Raw genomic sequence first — 18,600 nt, 5'->3', positions numbered from 1 at the left:
GCCTATGCCAATTTCTCATAAAAGTACGCCGAAACCTCAGGAGTTCGCGGCCATTGACCTCGGCTCCAACAGCTTCCACATGGTGATTGCCCGTGTGGTTGATGGCGCCATGCAAGTGCTGGGACGACTGAAGCAGCGCGTACATCTGGCCGACGGCCTCGATGCGCAGAACCGCCTGAGCGAAGAAGCGATGGAGCGCGGGCTGAATTGTCTGGCGTTGTTCGCTGAGCGTTTGCAGGGCTTTAGCCCGACTAACGTGACGATTGTCGGCACGCACACGCTGCGTATTGCCTCGAACGCCGAAGAGTTTTTGCAGCGCGCGGCGGAAGTGATTCCTTATCCAATCGAAGTGATCTCGGGCAATGAAGAAGCGCGTCTGATCTTCATGGGTGTGGAACACACTCAGCCGGAAAAAGGCCGCAAGCTGGTAATCGACATCGGCGGCGGTTCTACCGAGCTGGTGATTGGTGAAGACTTTGAGCCGCAACTGGTGGAAAGCCGCCGCATGGGCTGCGTCAGTTTCGCCAATCTGTTCTTCCCGAAAGGAGAAATCTCGCCAGAAAACTTCCGTCGCGCGCGTCTTTCGGCGGCGCAAAAACTGGAAACCATGGCGTGGCAATATCGTCTGCACGGCTGGCAATATGCGTTAGGCGCATCGGGTTCGATCAAAGCCGCCTGCGAAGTGCTGCTGGCGATGGGCGAGAAAGAAAAGCTGATCACCCCAGAAACGCTGGAATTACTGGTCACCGAAGCGTTAAAACATAAATCGTTTAACGCGCTGAGCCTGCCGGGTTTGTCCGAAGAGCGTAAAGCGGTGTTTGTGCCAGGATTAGCGATTTTGTGTGGCGTGTTTGATGCGCTCGCGATTCGCGAACTGCGCCTTTCCGATGGTGCATTGCGCGAAGGCGTGCTGTACGAAATGGAAGGTCGTTTTCGTCATCAGGATATTCGCAGCCGCACCGCACAAAGCCTGGCCAATCATTATGCGATTGATAGCGATCAGGCACGTCGTGTGCTGGAAACCACCGAGCAACTCTATCTGCAATGGGTGGATCAGAATCCCAAGCAAGCCAATCCACAGTTATCAGCCTTGCTGAAATGGGCGGCCTTACTGCATGAAGTCGGTTTGACCATCAACCACAGCGGCATGCAGCGTCATTCGTCCTACATCCTGCAAAACTCCAATATGCCGGGCTTTAATCAGGATCAACAGATGCTGTTGGCAACGTTGGTACGCTATCACCGAAAAGCGGTGAAGCAGGATGAGATGCCACGTTTCACCTTGTTTAAAAAGAAACAGTTTCTGCCGATGGTGTTCCTGCTGCGTCTTGGCACCTTGCTGAACAATCAGCGCCAGGCGACCACCAAACCTGATTCGCTTAAATTGAGCACCGATGACGGTCATTGGACGCTGACTTTCCCGGCTGGCTACCTGAGCCAGAATACACTGGTTCAGCTGGATCTGGAGCGCGAGCAAGCTTACTGGAATGATGTCACCGGCTGGAAACTGATGCTGGAAGAGGAGTAAAACGGGCTGCTGGCCCGTTGTTTGGTTATGACAACACGCCCCGATAACTATTTCGCTGAAAAATACGGCCTGACGCCAACCCATTCCGAAGTGCTTGCCGCCCTGCCTCATCTTGAGGTGGGGAAAGCGCTGGATTTAGGTTGCGGCCAAGGCCGTAATAGCCTGTTCCTTAATCAGCACGGCTTCGACGTAACGGCTTGGGACAGCAATCCCGTGAGCCTTGAGCGTTTGAACAGCATCATTGCTGAAGAGCAGTTGCAGAACATCCGCACTGAATTGTGCGACCTCAATAGCGTACGCTTCAACGGTGACTATCAATTTGTGCTGTCGACTGTAGTGATGATGTTCTTGCAACCGGAGACCATTCCGCAACTGATTGCCGACATGCAAGCCAGCACGCGCAAGTACGGCTATAACCTGATTGTGGCGGCGATGAACACCGACGATTATCCCAACACGCAGAACTTCCCGTTCGCATTTAAATCCGGTGAATTGAGCCATTACTACCGCAACTGGCATATCGTGAAGTACAACGAAGATGTCGGTGAACTGCATCGTCGTGATGAAAACGGTAACCGCATCAAGTACCGCTTCGCCACGCTGCTGGCACAGAAAGCCAGTATTAAGTGAAAATGGCCGCCTTGTGCGGCCGTTTTATTGTCTGATGTCGATCAATTGTTTTAGCGTTTTTTGCTCATTTTTCACACAGCAATTGATTTGATGATCTAACTATGCCTAAATACCGCTTCCGCCCAGTTGGGTAATGATAGGAACCACCCCGCGTGAACAGCGCTATATCTGCACGAAGACGTCCGAAAACCGGCACCATGACCCGCGTGGTGTTGCTGGTCAGTTTCTTAATCTTGTTTGGCCGCCTGCTTTTCATCATTCCCGGTGCTATCGAGCATCATCAGCAAAAGAATGCCACTCCTCAGCCAGTTTCACAGAGCAGCAGCGATTCGCGTTAAATAACGCGCGATTTCTCGTCGCTTACGCACATTACTCCTTGAGATAATGCTGCTTTTTACGCCCTGTTACCCGCAACGCGCTACACTGTGTGCTGACTTTACAGACACAAGGAACGCGTTATGTCTGCTTCGCATGCACAAAAACTCGCTGATACCCGTCATCACATCCTGACTTTACTGCTCAATGAGCATGATTTAGTCGATGTCCTGCTGGATAAATCGGTCGATCTCAACGCGGCTGAGTTGCGTGACATCACCGATTGGCGTCATCAGCTGGAGAATGAACTTCAGCAACTGCACGCCGCGGATTTGGCCGATATTCTGGAAGCCTTGCCGGAAGAGGAGCGTCAGGCGCTGTGGCGTTTGGTGCCGACTGAACAGCGCGGCCGCGTGCTGGTTGAGGCCTCGGAAACCGTTTGGGCCAGCCTGACGGAAGAAATGTCTGATCGCGATATTCTGCAAGCCATTGAGCCGCTGGATATCGACGATCAGGTATATCTGGCGCGCTATTTGCCGCGTGATTTAACCGGTCGTCTGCTCACCACGCTGGAACCGAATCTGCGCGCGCGTTTGCTTAGCGTGATTGAACTGGATCGCGATCGCGTTGGGCAAATCATGGATTTCAACATCCTGACGGTGCGCTCGGACGTTACCTTAGCCACGGTGCAGCGCTATTTGCGCAAAGGCAAAAAGATGCCGGATGGCACCGACAAAATCTTTATTACCGATGAGCAGAATCAGCTGGTTGGCGAGTTAACGTTGACCGATATCTTGCTCAACAAGCCGAAAACCCTGGTTGTCGACGTGATGAACTCGCATCCCACCACCTTCCAACTCAACGATAAAGCCGAAGACGCCGCCAGCGCCTTCGAACGTTATAACCTGATTTCCGCCGCTGTGACCGATGCGCAAGGCAAGCTGATTGGCCGTATCACCATTGAAGATGTGGTCGATTTGGTCAACGAAGAGAACGAAAGCAACATCCGTAAAATGGGCGGTATTAGCCAGGGCGAAGACGTATTTGCACCGGTACGTAAAGCGGTTGGCAAGCGCTGGGCGTGGTTGGCGGTGAATCTGTGCACCGCTTTTGTCGCTTCGCGCGTGATCGGCCTGTTCGAAGCCACTATTTCCCAGTTGGTCGCGCTTGCCGCCTTGATGCCGATTGTGGCGGGCATCGGCGGGAACACCGGCAATCAAACCATCACCATGATTGTGCGCGCGCTAGCGCTGCATCAGGTCGAACCGGGAAACTTCTCGTTCCTGATCATGCGTGAACTGGGTGTAGCGTTAATCAACGGCCTGTTCTGGGGCGGCATTATGGGCGGCGTCACCTGGCTGATGTACGACAACCTGCAATTGGGCGGCGTAATGATGCTGGCGATGGTGCTCAACCTGTTGCTAGCAGCGATGATGGGCGTGCTGATCCCGTTAATCATGACCAAAATGAAACGCGATCCGGCGGTAGGTTCCAGCGTGTTGATCACCGCCATCACCGACACCGGCGGATTCTTTATCTTCCTGGGTTTAGCGACAGTGTTTTTGTTGCATCACTAACCTTTCAGGCATTCGGCGTAACGTTGCAGCATCTGCTGCAAATTGAGCTGCAACGTTGCGCGCGCCAATTCACTTAACTCCGGATTTACCCGCGTCGAACCTCGCTGATTTAACCACTCCAATACATCGCTCAAATGCCATAGCGAGGTTTTTCCATCGTGAATTGGACGAGGAAATTGCGGGCTATGGCTCAGCATCAGCTTGCGCATATTCTGCCGCGAGACACCGATTAAATCGGCGATATCAGTCAGCCCAACTAAATCCGGCGCCGCTTCGATCAACTCTGCACCCTGTAACGCCTGGAAAACATCATTCAATGCGCTACGCACCGCTTCCTGTGCTGTGATGGCCTCGCGGTTGAATGTCATGCTTAATTTTCCTGCGACCCCCGCACCAATTAACGCATCCGTGCAACCCGCAGCACCAAGTCGTTCAATTGCATCATCGATTTGATCTGTGAGTTGGAAACGCAGCGTAAACTCAAATTCCATGTTTAGTTCCTCGTCATTTAACGCGTTAAGAACGCTGGCTACAGTTATCCACCACGCGCCTCAGCATCCTGGCATGCGTTTCGGGATTCTTCGCAGTGCTCCAAACGCAGGTAATACAGAAATCCCCGCATCGACACTCCGCAGAATTATCAGGGCAGTACATTTTTCCCCATGCATGATGCCCACCAATGACTATTTTCCAATCATGCGCTTCTGCATAACGCAGAGCCTCTTCCACCGCTTTATGCGGATGCCGCTTCCGGTTTGACATCGCTGAACACCTTATCCCTACCCATCAAGGGTGTCAACTGACAACCCATTAAAAGTAACAGCTTCATTCCAGCGTTGTTTGGCTACATAGATAACCAGAACGGTCTTAACGCACTTTTGGTAATAGGATGTTGGAAGCCATCGCACAAAATCAGGCGCGCGTAGTGCAGAGCGCATATACACTTTGGCAACAACCTTGACCTGATGGAGAAGATGCATGTTTAAAGTGGATGATTTTGTGCAGTCAAAAACCGGTGGACCGAAGATGTTAGTGCAGCGTGTGGAAGGCGATACGTTGTGGTGCGCGCGCATTGATGATCCGATCAAACGCGAAATTGAAGTGAAAGCCGATACAGTGAATCTATATCACGAAGACGGCGATTTTGGCGTGTGCTAAAAATCCGGCCCCATTGCGGGGCCGCTTTTATGGATTGTCGCGCTGCACATTATCCTGACCAATACCGCCGATAAACGGCAGACGCAGCCGGAAAGGCGTGAAGTCCAACCCCATATTTAAGCCAAGCAAGTTCACTTCCAGGCCCTCCTCCGCTCCAACCGTCACGCCCAGAACCCCGAGCAATGAAAGCTGCACGCCGCGTCCCGATGGCGGCAATCCCACTGGATTCAGTAGCGAGCGATAATCCTTGCCGAGTGCATTAGCGGGCAGATCGAGTTTCAGCGCCGGTACTTCGCGGCCAATGTGCGCCATAAAGGTATTGCTGTTTGGCCCCGGCCAAGCGTGATAAGTGGTGGGCCACGGATAGGATTTAATCGCTGCTTCGATCTGCGGAATCATCGCTTGAGCACTCGCACCGCGATGATCAACCAACAAGCGCGGCTTGGCGCCATACCAATAGCCATCAGGTAGATTGCTGTTGCGACGCACCTTATCGCCGCTGCCCCAGCTGATCACTTCATAACGGTTGTAGTGGGTTTCACCGGCGCGTTTAAAAATAATCCACGGATGCACCGCCACTGCGCCCTTCCAGCCATACGTCGGCGCGGCGTAAACCTGCACAATGGCTTCGTTGGCGTAACGTTGTGGATCGGGCGCGATGCCCGCCGAATCACGGCGCGCAGATGCCCAACCGCCGCGTTCCGAGGTTAACTCACCGCTGCGCGTTGCCTGCGCCAAGCTGGCACCTAACGAGAGCAAAATGATGCAAAGAAAAGTGATCAGCACAGCTTTGAAAGGCAGCATCGACAGCATCCTGATGAATAAAAAATCATCGGCTATCTTGCTACGAAACGGGGAAGTTTGTATTCACTAACTATGCGATTGCTGGTTTTAGACTTATGAAAGAAAAAAAGCCCGCATTAAGCGGGCTTCGTAGCGAACAATCAGAGCAAAATCACTCCCACTCAATCGTCGCCGGTGGTTTGCCCGAAATATCATAAACCACACGGGAAATGCCGTTAACTTCGTTGATGATGCGATTAGAAACGCGGCCGAGGAAATCGTACGGCAGGTGCGCCCAATGCGCGGTCATGAAGTCGATGGTTTCTACTGCGCGCAGTGAAACTACCCAATCGTATTTACGACCGTCGCCCATGACGCCAACAGAACGTACCGGCAGGAACACGGTGAAGGCCTGGCTAACTTTGTTGTACAGGTCAGCTTTATGCAGCTCTTCGATGAAGATCGCATCGGCACGGCGCAGCAGGTCGCAGTACTCTTTCTTCACTTCGCCCAGCACGCGCACGCCCAAACCTGGACCTGGGAACGGGTGACGGTACAGCATGTCGTATGGCAGGCCGAGTTCCAGACCGATTTTGCGCACTTCGTCTTTGAACAGCTCTTTCAGCGGCTCAACCAGGCCCATCTTCATCTCTTTCGGCAGACCGCCCACGTTGTGGTGCGATTTGATCACGTGTGCTTTGCCGGTCGCTGAAGCCGCCGATTCAATCACGTCAGGATAGATGGTGCCTTGCGCCAGCCACTTAACCTCTTCCAGACGCAGCGCTTGTTCATCGAACACTTCAACGAATACGCGACCAATGATCTTACGCTTAGCTTCTGGATCGTTCTCACCAGCCAGCGCATCAAGGAAACGCGCTTCAGCGGCAACGTGCACAATGTTCAGACCGAAGTGGTCACCGAACATCTCCAGCACTTGCTCCGCTTCGTTAAGACGCAGCAAACCGTTATCCACGAACACGCAGGTCAGACGATCGCCAATGGCGCGGTGCAGCAGCATCGCGGTGACAGAAGAGTCCACGCCGCCAGACAGGCCGAGAATCACTTTGTCTTCACCAACTTGCTCACGAATGCGCTCAACCGCGTCTTCGATGATTTTGGCTGGCGTCCACAACGCTTCACAGCCGCAGATGTCACGAATGAAACGCTCCAGCATGCGCAGACCTTGACGCGTGTGCGTCACTTCCGGGTGGAACTGCACGCCGTAGAATTTCTTCTCTTCGTTAGCCATGATGGCGAACGGACAGGTTTCGGTGCTGGCAACGGTTTCGAAGCCGGCTGGGATAGCGGTGACTTTGTCGCCGTGGCTCATCCACACATCCAGCAGCGGTTTGCCGGCTGCGCTGATGGCATCTTCGATGTCACGCACTAGAGCGCTCTGCGTCAGAACTTCCACCTGCGCATAACCGAATTCACGCTCGTTCGAACCTTCAACCTTGCCGCCCAACTGCATCGCCATGGTCTGCATGCCGTAGCATACGCCCAGCACTGGCACGCCAGCGTTGAAGACATATTCCGGCGCACGCGGGCTGTTCAGCTCGGTGGTGCTTTCTGGACCGCCAGAGAGAATGATGCCGTTTGGATTGAACTGGCGAATTTGCTCTTCGGTGACATCCCACGCCCAGAGCTCACAGTAAACGCCGAGTTCGCGCACGCGGCGCGCAACCAGTTGCGTGTACTGAGAACCAAAATCGAGGATCAAAATGCGATGTTTATGAATATTTTCAGTCGTCATTGAGGCGTTTCCATTGGGATGGACTTAATAATAAAAGCGCCCGGCGGGTGCCGGGCGCTAAATTTTACGGGATTATGAACCCATGCGGTAGTTTGGTGACTCTTTGGTGATGGTCACGTCGTGCACGTGGCTTTCGGTGATGCCCGCGCCGCTGATGCGTACGAACTCCGCTTTCGTACGCAGATCGTCAATGGTGGCGCAGCCGGTCAAGCCCATGCAAGAGCGCAAGCCACCCATCTGCTGGTGCACGATCTCTTTCAGGCGACCTTTGTAAGCTACGCGGCCTTCGATACCTTCTGGCACCAATTTATCCGCAGCGTTATCGGTCTGGAAGTAACGGTCTGAAGAGCCTTTCGACATCGCGCCCAAAGAACCCATGCCGCGATAAGATTTGAACGAACGACCCTGATACAACTCGATTTCGCCCGGAGATTCTTCAGTACCCGCAAACATGGAGCCAACCATTACGGCAGCAGCACCCGCAGCGATCGCTTTGGCAATGTCGCCAGAGAAGCGAATACCGCCATCAGCGATAACCGGAATGCCAGTGCCTTCCAGCGCAGCAACCGCATCTGAAACCGCAGTGATCTGTGGCACGCCAACGCCAGTGACGATACGCGTGGTACAGATTGAACCCGGACCGATACCGACTTTCACCGCGCTCACGCCAGCTTCAGCCAGCGCCAATGCGCCTGCGCCCGTTGCCACGTTACCGCCGATGATTTCGAGATTTGGATATTTAGCGCGGGTTTCACGAATGCGTTGTAATACGCCTTCTGAATGGCCATGTGAGGAGTCAATCAGCAACACGTCAACACCCGCAGCCACCAGCGCATCAACACGCTCTTCGTTGCCCGCACCTGCACCCACCGCAGCACCGACACGCAGACGGCCTTCAGCATCTTTACAAGCGTTAGGTTTACGCTCAGCTTTCTGGAAGTCTTTAACGGTGATCATGCCCAGCAGATGGAAGCTGTCATCCACCACCAGCGCTTTCTCAACGCGTTTTTCGTGCATTTTGTGCAGCACAACTTCGCGTGCTTCACCCTCTTTCACCGTTACAAGGCGCTCTTTCGGTGTCATAACCGCAGAAACCGGCAGGCTCAAATCGGTAACGAAACGCACGTCGCGGCCAGTAATGATGCCGACTAATTCGTTATCGGTATTCACCACCGGATAGCCAGCAAAGCCATTACGCTCGGTCAGTTCTTTCACCGCAGACAAAGCGGTAGTTGGCAGCACGGTTTGCGGGTCGGTGACTACGCCGCTTTCGTGTTTCTTAACTTTACGCACTTCGTCAGCCTGGCGCTCAATCGACATATTTTTGTGAATGAAGCCCAAACCACCTTCCTGCGCCAATGCGATTGCCAGACCCGCTTCGGTCACGGTATCCATTGCAGCGGACAACATTGGGATGTTCAGACGGATGTTTTTCGTCAGTTGAGTGCTGAGATCAGCCGTGTTGGGTAATACAGTGGAGTGAGCGGGAACGAGCAGAACGTCGTCAAATGTGAGGGCTTCTTTAGCGATTCTTAACATTGCAATATCTCCACCTGGGGGCGATTAAAACAGATAAAATATTGCCGCGGCATTATACAGGCCGAAACCGATTGCCTCCAGTGTTTTTTCAGAAAAAGTCTTGATCCTGCGAGCCAGAAAGGTAGTATCGGTTGATTAACCCTCTGATTTAAAATTTGATCTACATCACATGTCGCTACCGCCAACCGCCAATATTTTTACTGTTAGCCGCCTGAATACCACGGTGCGTCAACTGCTGGAAAATGAGATGGGCCTGGTGTGGCTCAGCGCTGAGATCTCAAATTTTACCCAGCCCTCTTCCGGTCATTGGTACTTCACGTTAAAGGATGATGGCGCACAAGTGCGTTGCGCGATGTTCCGCAACAGCAATCGTCGCGTTACCTTCCGTCCGCAACATGGTCAGCAGGTTTTAGTGCGCGCCAGCATCACGCTGTATGAACCACGCGGTGATTATCAGCTGATTATCGAAAGCATGCATCCGGCTGGCGAAGGCTTACTGCAACAACAATTTGAGCAGCTTAAAGCGCGCCTGGCGGCGGAAGGTTTGTTCGATCAGCAATACAAACAGCCGTTGCCGGATCCGGCACGTCAGGTTGGCGTGATCACGTCCGCGACCGGCGCAGCGCTGCATGATGTGCTGCGCGTGCTGCATCGCCGCGATCCCTCATTGCCGGTCATCATCTACCCCACCGCCGTGCAAGGCGTGGACGCGCCGACCGGAATTGTGCGCGCCATCGAACTGGCTAACCAACGTGATGAGTGCGACGTGTTAATTGTTGGCCGTGGCGGCGGTTCGCTGGAGGATTTATGGAGTTTCAATGACGAACGCGTGGCACGGGCGATTTTCGCCAGCCGCTTGCCGATCGTCAGCGCAGTGGGACACGAAACCGATGTCACCATTGCCGATTTCGTTGCCGACCTGCGCGCGCCAACGCCTTCTGCGGCGGCCGAGCTGGTGAGCCGCAATCAGCTAGAGCTATTGCGCCGCTTGCAGTCACAACAGCAGCGCATGGAAATGGCGATGGATTACTATCTGGCGCAGCAGCAACGGCGCTTTACCCGCATTCAACATCGCTTGCAGCAGCAACATCCACAACTGCGTCTGGCGCGCCAGCAAACCGCGCTGTTCCAGTTACAACGTCGTCTCGGCGAAGCGATGGATCAGCACATGCGCCTCGCCAATCGTCAGCAAGATCGCTTGCTACAACGCCTCAATGCGCAGCAGCCGCAGGGCCGGATTCTGCGCGCCCAGCAACAATTGCAGCAATGGCATTATCGTTTGCAGCAAGGCATGGAAAAGCAACTCAGTCATAATCGCCAACGTTTTGGCAATTTGGCGGCGCAATTGGAAGGTGTGAGTCCTTTGGCGACGCTGGCGCGTGGTTTTAGCGTCACCACCGACAATCAGGGCCAGGTGGTGAAGAAAACTCGGCAATTACATAAAGGTGATTTGCTGCGTACCCGATTGGATGATGGTTGGGTGGAAAGTCAGGTAACGGCGCTGGAGCCACAAAAAGCGCCACGACGTAAAAAGCCCTTAACCGACGGTTAAACCGGCGGCCGATGGCCAGCCCCGACATGATCACGCGGGTCTATACTTTCTGGTACACACATCAGCCAGGGAGTTTGGTATGACTTACAGCGTTATTCCTCCGTACATCCTGCGTAATATCATTGCTAACTGCTCTGGCGCGCAACAAGACTACGCGCGCCGCACCCTCACCCACGTGCAACAACTGATGGGCGAACATAATCGCCAAGTCGCCAGCACCGCCACCGCCAAGCCTAGCACCGTGCTGCGCGCTATCTATGATGCTGAAGGCACGCAGAATCTACCCGGCACCTTGATTCGCGACGAAGGTCAACCGAGCAACGGTGATATCGCCGCCGAAGAAGCGTGGAATTATCTCGGCATCACCTACGATTTCTACTGGCAAACCTTTCAACGTAATTCACTGGATAACAAAGGGCTGAAGCTTGATGGCACCGTGCATTACGGCAAGGAGTATCAGAACGCCTTTTGGAACGGCCAGCAGATGGTGTTCGGCGATGGCGACGGTGAGATTTTCAATCGCTTCACCATCGCGCTGGACGTGGTGGCGCATGAACTCACGCACGGCGTGACGGAAACCGAAGCCGGATTAATTTATTTCCAGCAGGCGGGCGCCTTGAACGAATCAATGTCTGACGTATTTGGTTCGTTGGTGAAGCAGTTCTACCTTAAACAAAGCGCCGATCAAGCCGACTGGATTATCGGTGAAGGTTTGCTGGCAAAAGGCATCAATGGCAAAGGATTGCGATCGATGTCGGCTCCTGGCACCGCTTATGACGATCCGCTGCTGGGCAAAGATCCGCAGCCTGCCGATATGGCGCACTACATCGAGACGCGCGATGACAACGGCGGCGTGCATCTCAATTCCGGCATTCCCAATCGGGCATTTTATCTGGCGGCTAAAGCGTTGGGTGGCTTTGCCTGGGAATTGGCGGGACGAGCCTGGTACGACACGTTGTGCGACAAAACGCTGCCACAGGATGCCGACTTCAGCACCTTTGCCAGCTTTACGGTTAAGCACGCCAATACGCGCTTTAATCAATCAGTGGCGGACGCCATCCAATCCGCCTGGCAGCAGGTAGGCGTAAAGTGAACATTCAACTCACCGATGACGCGATCATCGAACTGGCACGTGAAGGCGGTATCGCTTTTATCCCCAAACTACGCGGCGAACGGCGCTTTGCGCTGGCGCAATTGCCGGAGCCGCAAAAACAGCGCGTTTGCGAGGTGCTCGAACAAGCGTTGCCGCTTGGCGAACCGGAAGATCAGGCGGCCAACATCGGCCGAGGCGATCAACGTTATTACCGCATTCAGATTACCTATGCCACCCATCATGAAGCCGGTGCGCTGGTGATTTTGATTCCTGAACAGTCTGCCCCCGCCGAACTGCAAGCGTTGTGGCGCGATGGTGAATAGCTTCTCAGAGATCTCTCAAGGCAGGGCCTAACTTACTGACTATACTCAGTAAGTGGCTAGCTAGTCCACGTCGAAGAAAACACCCTTAGATGAGGTCTCTGCTATGACACAAAAATCGCAACGAGGTGGTGCCGGGAACTTTGCAGAAGACCCGGAGCGCGCCAGGGAAGCAGGTAGTGCTGGCGGCAAAGTCAGCGGGGGTAATTTCAGAAACGATCCTGAAAGAGCCAGGGAAGCTGGAAGAAAAGGAGGTCAAAAAAGCCGTCGTCCCTCCAAGCAGCAGTAAATAAGGTACCTTAATGGAAGGTGTCTGCCACGGATGGTTATAAAAAAGGCCGACATCATGATGTCGGCCTTTCTCCTGCTTCGAACTTACTTGCTGTCTGGCAGCGCGTAAGCAATCACGTAATCACCACGATCTGGCGACTGACGCGCGCCACCCGCTGAGATCAGGATGTACTGCTTGCCATTTTCAGGCGAAACATAACTGATTGGACCGCCCTGGCTGCCCACTGGCAGACGTGCTTTCCACACTTCTTTACCGGTTGAGCTATCGAAGGCGCGCAGATAGTAATCCTGCGTACCGGCGATGAACACCAGGCCGCCCTGTGTGGCCAGCGTGCCGCCCAAGGTTGGCATACCGATTGGCATCTGCGCATGCATTTTGATACCAAACGGACCGGTATCCTGCACGGTTCCCACTGGCACCTGCCACACGATCTGACGGGTTTTCATATCAATCGCTGACAAAGTACCGAACGGCGGAGCCTGGCATGGAATGCCCAGCGGCGACATGAAGCGGTTTTTGTTAACCGCATACGGTGTGCCTTTCAGCGGAACCGCGCCCATGCCGGTGTTGATCGCTTCGCCACCGTTGCTTGCCGCAGATTTGCTGGTGTCTTGTGGGATCATCTGTACCCAGAGGCCCAAACGCATGTCGTTAACGAACATGTATTGGTTGTTTGGATCGAAGGAGATACCGCCCCAGTTCATACCACCCAGTGAACCTGGGAAGCTGAGCGACATATCGGTATCCGGCACCGTGAACAGACCATCGTAACGCATACCTTTGAAGGCGATGCGACACGCCAATTGATCGAACGGCGTTGCACCCCACATGTCTGCTTCGGTCAATTTCTGATTACCGATGCTTGGCATCTCAACCGAATGCGGCTGAGTTTTAGTGTACTGCTCGTTCGGGATATGGCCCTGCGGCATTGGCAGCTCTTCAACTTTGGTCAAAGGCTTGCCGGTCAGGCGATCCAGCACCCAGATCATGCCGGTTTTGGCCCCGATAACCACGGCCGGCTTGTTGGTGCCGTCCTTCATCGGGAAGTCTACCAGGCTCGGCTGCATTGGCAGGTCGAAGTCCCACAGATCGTTATGTACGGTCTGATAAACCCACTTCTGCTTACCGGTAGTAGCATCCAGCGCCAGGATGGACGCGCCGTAAGTGTGATCCAGTTTGGTACGGTTCGCACCCCACAGATCCACTGATGAGCTACCCATCGGCAGGAACACGGTGTTCATTGCCGGATCGTAAGACATTGGCGCCCACGAGTTCGGCGTGCTGCGGGTGTAATCTTTACCCGGCATCAGTACCGCATTCGGGTCATCATTGCCTGGGTCAAACGCCCAACGCATTTGGCCGGTGATCACGTCAAAGCCACGCAATACGCCGCCAGGCATGTCGGTTTGTACGTTATCAGCAACACGACCGCCGACAACAACGGTGGTTCCGGCCATCGCTGGCGGTGAAGTCAGCTGATATTGCGGGTCTGGCGCTTTGCCTAAACCAACTTTCAGATCCACCACACCATGCGTACCAAAGGTGTCACACAGTTCACCGTTATCGGCGTTGATAGCAATCAGGCGCGCATCGATGGTGTTCATCAGGATACGGCGCTGGCAGGTATCACCCGCAGGCAATACTGCCGCGGTAACCGGCGTTGAACCCGGCTGTGTTGGCTGCTGCAACGGTTTGGTAGCATCGAAATAGGCTAAACCACGGCAGCGGTTCCACACTTCGGCCTGCGCGTTGATTTCACGTTTCCAGATTTGCTTGCCGCTGTCTGCTGCCACCGCAATCACGTTGTTGTGCGGGGTGCACAGGTACAGCGTGTTGCCAATCTGCAATGGCGTTTGCTGATCTTCCGCACCGTTACCGGTTGGGCTGATTGGCGTATCGCCGGTGTGGAAGGTCCAGGCAACCTGCAAATCTTTAACATTGTCGCGCGTAATCTGATCGATGGCGGCGAAACGGTCGCCACCCGGCGTACGGCCGTAGTTGCTCCAGTCTTGCTGCGGTTTAGATTTATCGACAGGAATCAGCGGCAACTCTTTACCAGTGAACGCCACGGTAGGATGCGGCTGGAACATCTGTACAAAGGTCGCCACCATGCCTACGACGATGACTGCCGACAGCGCATAAGAGACTTTTGCCAGAGAGCTTTTGCCTTCGCTTTTACGCAGTGCTGGCCAGGTGATGAAGGCCAGCAGCATCAAACCAGCCGGTACCATCAAGCGTGAAACCAGCTGCCAGAAATGCCAGCCCGCATCAAACAGCGACCAAATCAACGTGCCGGCGAACACCAGGATAAACAGGGTGACCGCAGATGATTTGCGACGGAAGAATTGGATCGCCGACAGCAACATCACGATACCGGCGATGAGGAAGTACCAGCTGCCGCCCAGCGCGACCAGCTTGCCACCGCCAATGGCGAAGAACAAGCCGACTGCCAGCAGGACCAGGCCCAACAGTACAGACCAGATGCTCAACCCTTTACCGGGACGAGCGGAATTTTCTGCCATAACAAAAACTCTCCTGAAAAAATAATGCGCTGGCGCCGGTAAGCCTTAAGCAGCCGGTGGTAATGCTCCAACAGACGCTGGAGACATGAACAAATCCGTTACGCTTTATTTTATATCTATTGGTACGGGTGCAATGCCCGTGATTCGGCGCTTGTGAGCGAGGACACAACGCAGGTGAGAGTGATTCTCGCTACAAGGCGGCAGGATTGTACCACCTGGTACATTAAAAAGTGAATATCCATAACTAAGGAGTTACTGCTCAATAGCATTTTTGCTACAAATCCAGCCGTAACTTGTTAATAAATATAGCCGGGCATAACGTAAATTCTCAAACCACTTGGGTATCAGGAACAAATTCGATGCGTTTTTTCGAGATCAAACCGTCGCCATGCTGACAAAAGTAATCTACCGCACCGCAGGCTTTCAGCACTTGCAGCGGGCGATGGCAATCAGGGCATAAGGCGATGGGATTGAAATGGCGGTTACAGTGAAGACAGTCAAAACCGTTTTCAGCGTGAGTAAGGGGTTGTTGACAGATTGGGCATGAAGAACTCATAAATCATCCTCTACGTTATGAACATCGGTCACCCTGCATGGCGACCTTACGATTGTAGATATGATTATCAGCCAATAAAAAAGGGCCCGCTTGGGCCCTTATCATGTTAACGCTTGTTCTTTTTCAGATGTGACATCAAACGTTGACGTTTACGCTGCTGGGTTGGCGTCAGCAGGTTACGTTTACCCGCATACGGGTTGTCGCCTTCTTTGAATTGAATGCGAATCGGCGTCCCCATCACGTTGAGTGAACGACGGAAGTAGTTCATCAGGTAACGCTTATAGGAATCCGGCAGATCCTTCACCTGGTTGCCGTGAATTACCACGATTGGCGGGTTATAACCGCCGGCGTGCGCATATTTCAGCTTCACGCGGCGACCGCGCACCAATGGCGGCTGATGATCGTCAGCAGCCATTGTCATGATGCGCGTCAGCATTGCCGTGCCTACACGCTTGGTGGAGCAGTCGTAAGCTTCGGTTACCGATTCAAACAGGTTGCCGACGCCGCTACCGTGCAGAGCAGAAATAAAGTGGATACGCGCGAAATCGATAAAGCCCAGGCGGAAGTCCAACATCTCTTTAACTTCATCTCTGGCTTCCTGCGTCATGCCATCCCACTTGTTGACCACGATGACCAGTGAGCGCCCACTATTCAGGATAAAGCCGAGCAGCGACAGATCCTGATCGGAAATCCCGGTACGCGCATCAATCACCAGCATCACCACGTTGGCATCTTCAATCGCTTGCAACGTTTTGATTACTGAAAACTTCTCTACGGTTTCCGTTATCTTTCCGCGCTTACGCACGCCAGCAGTATCAATCAGAACATACTCGCGCTCATCGCGCTCCATCGGGATATAGATGCTATCGCGCGTGGTGCCCGGCATGTCGAAAACCACAACACGGTCTTCGCCAAGAATACGGTTGGTGAGCGTTGACTTACCCACGTTCGGACGACCCACAATCGCCAGTTTGATCGGCAAGGTTGTCGGGTCAAAATCCTCTTCTTCCTCTTCCGCCAGCGCCTTTTCAGTCTCTTCTTCTTCTAAAGCGGCCCAATAGGCGGCGTTCTCTTCTTCTTCCGTGAGCTCGACTTCAGGAACAATTTCATCCATCCACGGTAACAGCGCGGTTTCCAGCAAGCTGTTGACCCCACGACCGTGCGAAGCGGCAATAGGGTGAATTTCACCTAAGCCCAGCGCATAGAAATCCAGCACCGCAGCTTCAGGATCGATGCCGTCAGTTTTGTTAGCGACAACAAAAGTGGCTTTTTCACGAGCACGCAGGTGATTGGCGATTTGCTGATCCGCCGGCATCACGCCCGCGCGCGCATCCACCATAAACAGCACCACATCGGCTTCTTCAATCGCCAACAGCGATTGTTCCGCCATGCGGTTTTCGACGCCTTCTTCGGTGCCATCGATACCGCCGGTATCAATAACAATGAATTCGCGCCCTTCCACTTCGGCGCGACCATATTTGCGATCGCGAGTCAGCCCAGGAAAATCCGCCACCAGCGCATCACGAGTGCGTGTTAAACGGTTAAAAAGCGTAGATTTTCCCACATTGGGACGCCCAACCAGCGCGACCACAGGTACCATAAGACTTGCCTCAGTTTTAAAAATAAATCGCCCGAATGGCGTGATTATAACGACATTTGCCGTCAGGCGTCAGGCGGAAGGCGCAAAGAATACCATGCCTGACTAAAAACGAAACGGCCCCTGACGAATCAGGAGCCGTATAAGCGAGCGGGAAATTGATTCCCGCAAAGCCAAAACCTTAACGCGTGATGGCGTAAACCTCACCACCTTTCGCCTGGATCAGCAGCTTGTCACCGGCAACAACCGGTTCAGTCTGGAAGCCGTCGCTATCCAGTTTCTGCTGCGCCACGAAGCGACCATCAAGGGTATTAATCCAGTGCACGTAGCCTTCGCTATCGCCAACCACCAGATAACCGTTGAACAGCACCGGTGAAGTCAGGTTGCGATGCAGCAGATCGCTTTGACGCCAGATGGCCACGCCACCGTCAGCATTCAGGGCAATCACGCGGTCATCTTGATCAACCAGATAGATGCGACCGGCATCCACCACCATGTCTTTCACGCCGCCGATTTCACGTTTCCACAACACCTGACCAGAACGCAGTTCCAGTGCGGTAAGATCACCGTTATATGCCAATGCATACACCACGCCGTTAACTACCACAGGCGTGGTATCAACGTCGCTCAGGCGATCGATTTCAGTGGCGCCGCTTGGCTGCGAAATACGCTGCTGCCAAATCAGCTGGCCTTGATTGACGATAACTGCGCTCACGCGACCATTGTCACCGCCAACAATTGCACCACCAAAGGCGACAGTCGGTGCGGATTCGCCACGCAGCGACAATGCAGGCATATCCAGGTTGACGCTCCATTTGATAGCGCCAGTACTCTGGTCCAGACCTTGCAACATACCGTTGCTGGTGTGAATCAGTACTAAACCATCACTGACCACAGGACGCGACAACGCTTCACCGGCGACTTTAGTCTGCCAGGCAATGCCGCCATCGCTGGTATTCAGTGCAAACACCTGACCACGCTCGCTACCGATGTAGATGCGGTCGCCATTAGCGGTTACGCCACCAGACAGCAATGCGGAGATGTTTTTAGAGAAGAAACCGGTTTTCTCAGAGAGATTAACTTTCCATTTCTCTTTTCCGTTGCTGGCATCCAGCGCTTTCACCACGCCAAAACGATCGGCTGCGTAGACGGTGCCGTCCAGCCAGGCTGGGTGCAGGTTGGAATAAAAATCACCAACGCCATCACCTACGGAAGTGCTCCACGCAGTCTGCGGCGTAAACTGGTTTTCCACCTTTGGCAGCGGGGCCATTTTCACTACATCTTCTTCGCCGCTGAACAGCGAGCAACCGCTGAGCAGAGTGACTGAAATCAGCCCTGGCAGCAGGTATTTACGTAATTCCATGTGCGCTCTCTTGACTGGCTTA

At 53.8% G+C, this 18,600-nt stretch carries 18 protein-coding genes; 9 read left to right on the top strand and 9 right to left on the bottom strand.

The annotated features are described in order from the left end of the window. The first annotated feature begins 4 nt into the window (after window positions 1-4). From ppx to mgtE, 4 genes are all read left to right on the top strand, one after another. Window positions 5-1,528, top strand: coding sequence for an exopolyphosphatase (gene ppx, locus ABDW13_RS10185; protein WP_343552447.1), 1,524 nt, complete (start codon window positions 5-7; stop codon window positions 1,526-1,528). A gap of 27 nt (window positions 1,529-1,555) precedes the next feature. Beyond that, entirely contained in the window at window positions 1,556-2,158 is a 603-nt protein-coding gene (gene tehB / locus ABDW13_RS10180) for a tellurite resistance methyltransferase TehB (RefSeq protein WP_343552446.1), read from the top strand. Window positions 2,159-2,310: 152 nt separating this feature from the next. Beyond that, window positions 2,311-2,496 (top strand): YfgG family protein, encoded by a 186-nt coding sequence (locus ABDW13_RS10175; protein WP_343552445.1) that lies wholly within the window; start codon window positions 2,311-2,313, stop codon window positions 2,494-2,496. Between the two features lie 120 nt (window positions 2,497-2,616). Beyond that, window positions 2,617-4,050, top strand: coding sequence for a magnesium transporter (mgtE, locus tag ABDW13_RS10170; RefSeq protein ID WP_343552444.1), 1,434 nt, complete (start codon window positions 2,617-2,619; stop codon window positions 4,048-4,050). On the opposite strand, the gene ABDW13_RS10165 is transcribed toward mgtE, so the two are convergent. Together ABDW13_RS10165 and ABDW13_RS10160 are read right to left on the bottom strand one after the other, a co-directional pair. Beyond that, a complete protein-coding gene (locus tag ABDW13_RS10165) occupies window positions 4,047-4,541 on the bottom strand; it encodes a DNA-binding protein (RefSeq protein WP_343552443.1) in 495 nt (164 codons plus the stop codon). The genes mgtE and ABDW13_RS10165 overlap by 4 nt on opposite strands. A gap of 25 nt (window positions 4,542-4,566) precedes the next feature. Next, window positions 4,567-4,812, bottom strand: a complete 246-nt coding sequence (locus tag ABDW13_RS10160) for a hypothetical protein (protein WP_343552442.1) — start codon at window positions 4,810-4,812, stop codon at window positions 4,567-4,569. A 216-nt stretch (window positions 4,813-5,028) separates the two neighbouring features. Between ABDW13_RS10160 and ABDW13_RS10155 the strand changes: the two genes are divergently transcribed. Beyond that, entirely contained in the window at window positions 5,029-5,208 is a 180-nt protein-coding gene (locus ABDW13_RS10155; RefSeq protein WP_343552441.1) for a DUF2158 domain-containing protein, read from the top strand. 27 nt (window positions 5,209-5,235) lie between these two features. On the opposite strand, the gene ABDW13_RS10150 is transcribed toward ABDW13_RS10155, so the two are convergent. The 3 genes from ABDW13_RS10150 to guaB form a co-directional block, all read right to left on the bottom strand. Continuing rightward, on the bottom strand, window positions 5,236-6,012 hold the full coding sequence (locus ABDW13_RS10150; RefSeq protein WP_343552440.1) for a DUF3750 domain-containing protein: 777 nt from the start codon (window positions 6,010-6,012) through the stop codon (window positions 5,236-5,238). Window positions 6,013-6,163: 151 nt separating this feature from the next. Continuing rightward, complete coding sequence (guaA, locus tag ABDW13_RS10145) at window positions 6,164-7,744, bottom strand: glutamine-hydrolyzing GMP synthase (protein ID WP_343552439.1); 1,581 nt, start codon at window positions 7,742-7,744, stop codon at window positions 6,164-6,166. 72 nt (window positions 7,745-7,816) lie between these two features. Further along, a complete protein-coding gene (guaB, locus tag ABDW13_RS10140; RefSeq protein WP_343552438.1) occupies window positions 7,817-9,283 on the bottom strand; it encodes an IMP dehydrogenase in 1,467 nt (488 codons plus the stop codon). A gap of 169 nt (window positions 9,284-9,452) precedes the next feature. Between guaB and xseA the strand changes: the two genes are divergently transcribed. The 4 genes from xseA (at window position 9,453) to ABDW13_RS10120 (ending at window position 12,537) form a co-directional block, all read left to right on the top strand. Next, window positions 9,453-10,835 (top strand): exodeoxyribonuclease VII large subunit, encoded by a 1,383-nt coding sequence (gene xseA, locus ABDW13_RS10135; protein WP_343552437.1) that lies wholly within the window; start codon window positions 9,453-9,455, stop codon window positions 10,833-10,835. A 79-nt stretch (window positions 10,836-10,914) separates the two neighbouring features. Beyond that, a complete protein-coding gene (locus ABDW13_RS10130) occupies window positions 10,915-11,928 on the top strand; it encodes a M4 family metallopeptidase (RefSeq protein WP_343552436.1) in 1,014 nt (337 codons plus the stop codon). After that, complete coding sequence (locus ABDW13_RS10125; RefSeq protein ID WP_343552435.1) at window positions 11,925-12,251, top strand: protealysin inhibitor emfourin; 327 nt, start codon at window positions 11,925-11,927, stop codon at window positions 12,249-12,251. Before ABDW13_RS10130 ends, ABDW13_RS10125 begins: the two co-directional genes overlap by 4 nt. Window positions 12,252-12,354: 103 nt before the next feature. Continuing rightward, entirely contained in the window at window positions 12,355-12,537 is a 183-nt protein-coding gene (locus ABDW13_RS10120) for a general stress protein (RefSeq protein WP_343552434.1), read from the top strand. A gap of 86 nt (window positions 12,538-12,623) precedes the next feature. On the opposite strand, the gene ABDW13_RS10115 is transcribed toward ABDW13_RS10120, so the two are convergent. The 4 genes from ABDW13_RS10115 to bamB all read right to left on the bottom strand — a co-directional run bounded on the left by ABDW13_RS10115 (window position 12,624) and on the right by bamB (window position 18,578). After that, window positions 12,624-15,062: a glucose/quinate/shikimate family membrane-bound PQQ-dependent dehydrogenase gene (locus ABDW13_RS10115; protein ID WP_343552433.1), complete on the bottom strand. Its 2,439-nt coding sequence runs from the start codon at window positions 15,060-15,062 to the stop codon at window positions 12,624-12,626. Window positions 15,063-15,390: 328 nt separating this feature from the next. Then, complete coding sequence (locus ABDW13_RS10110) at window positions 15,391-15,618, bottom strand: zinc ribbon domain-containing protein (RefSeq protein WP_343552432.1); 228 nt, start codon at window positions 15,616-15,618, stop codon at window positions 15,391-15,393. A 106-nt stretch (window positions 15,619-15,724) separates the two neighbouring features. Then, a complete protein-coding gene (gene der / locus ABDW13_RS10105) occupies window positions 15,725-17,218 on the bottom strand; it encodes a ribosome biogenesis GTPase Der (RefSeq protein ID WP_343552431.1) in 1,494 nt (497 codons plus the stop codon). Between the two features lie 178 nt (window positions 17,219-17,396). After that, window positions 17,397-18,578: an outer membrane protein assembly factor BamB gene (bamB, locus tag ABDW13_RS10100; protein WP_343552430.1), complete on the bottom strand. Its 1,182-nt coding sequence runs from the start codon at window positions 18,576-18,578 to the stop codon at window positions 17,397-17,399. Window positions 18,579-18,600: the final 22 nt, after the last annotated feature.

Source organism: Pantoea sp. (assembly GCF_039594315.1).
GTDB lineage: Bacteria > Pseudomonadota > Gammaproteobacteria > Enterobacterales > Enterobacteriaceae > Pantoea.
The sequence above is the reverse complement of the archived record's forward strand: the minus strand, read 5'-3'. Positions and strand labels throughout refer to the sequence as shown.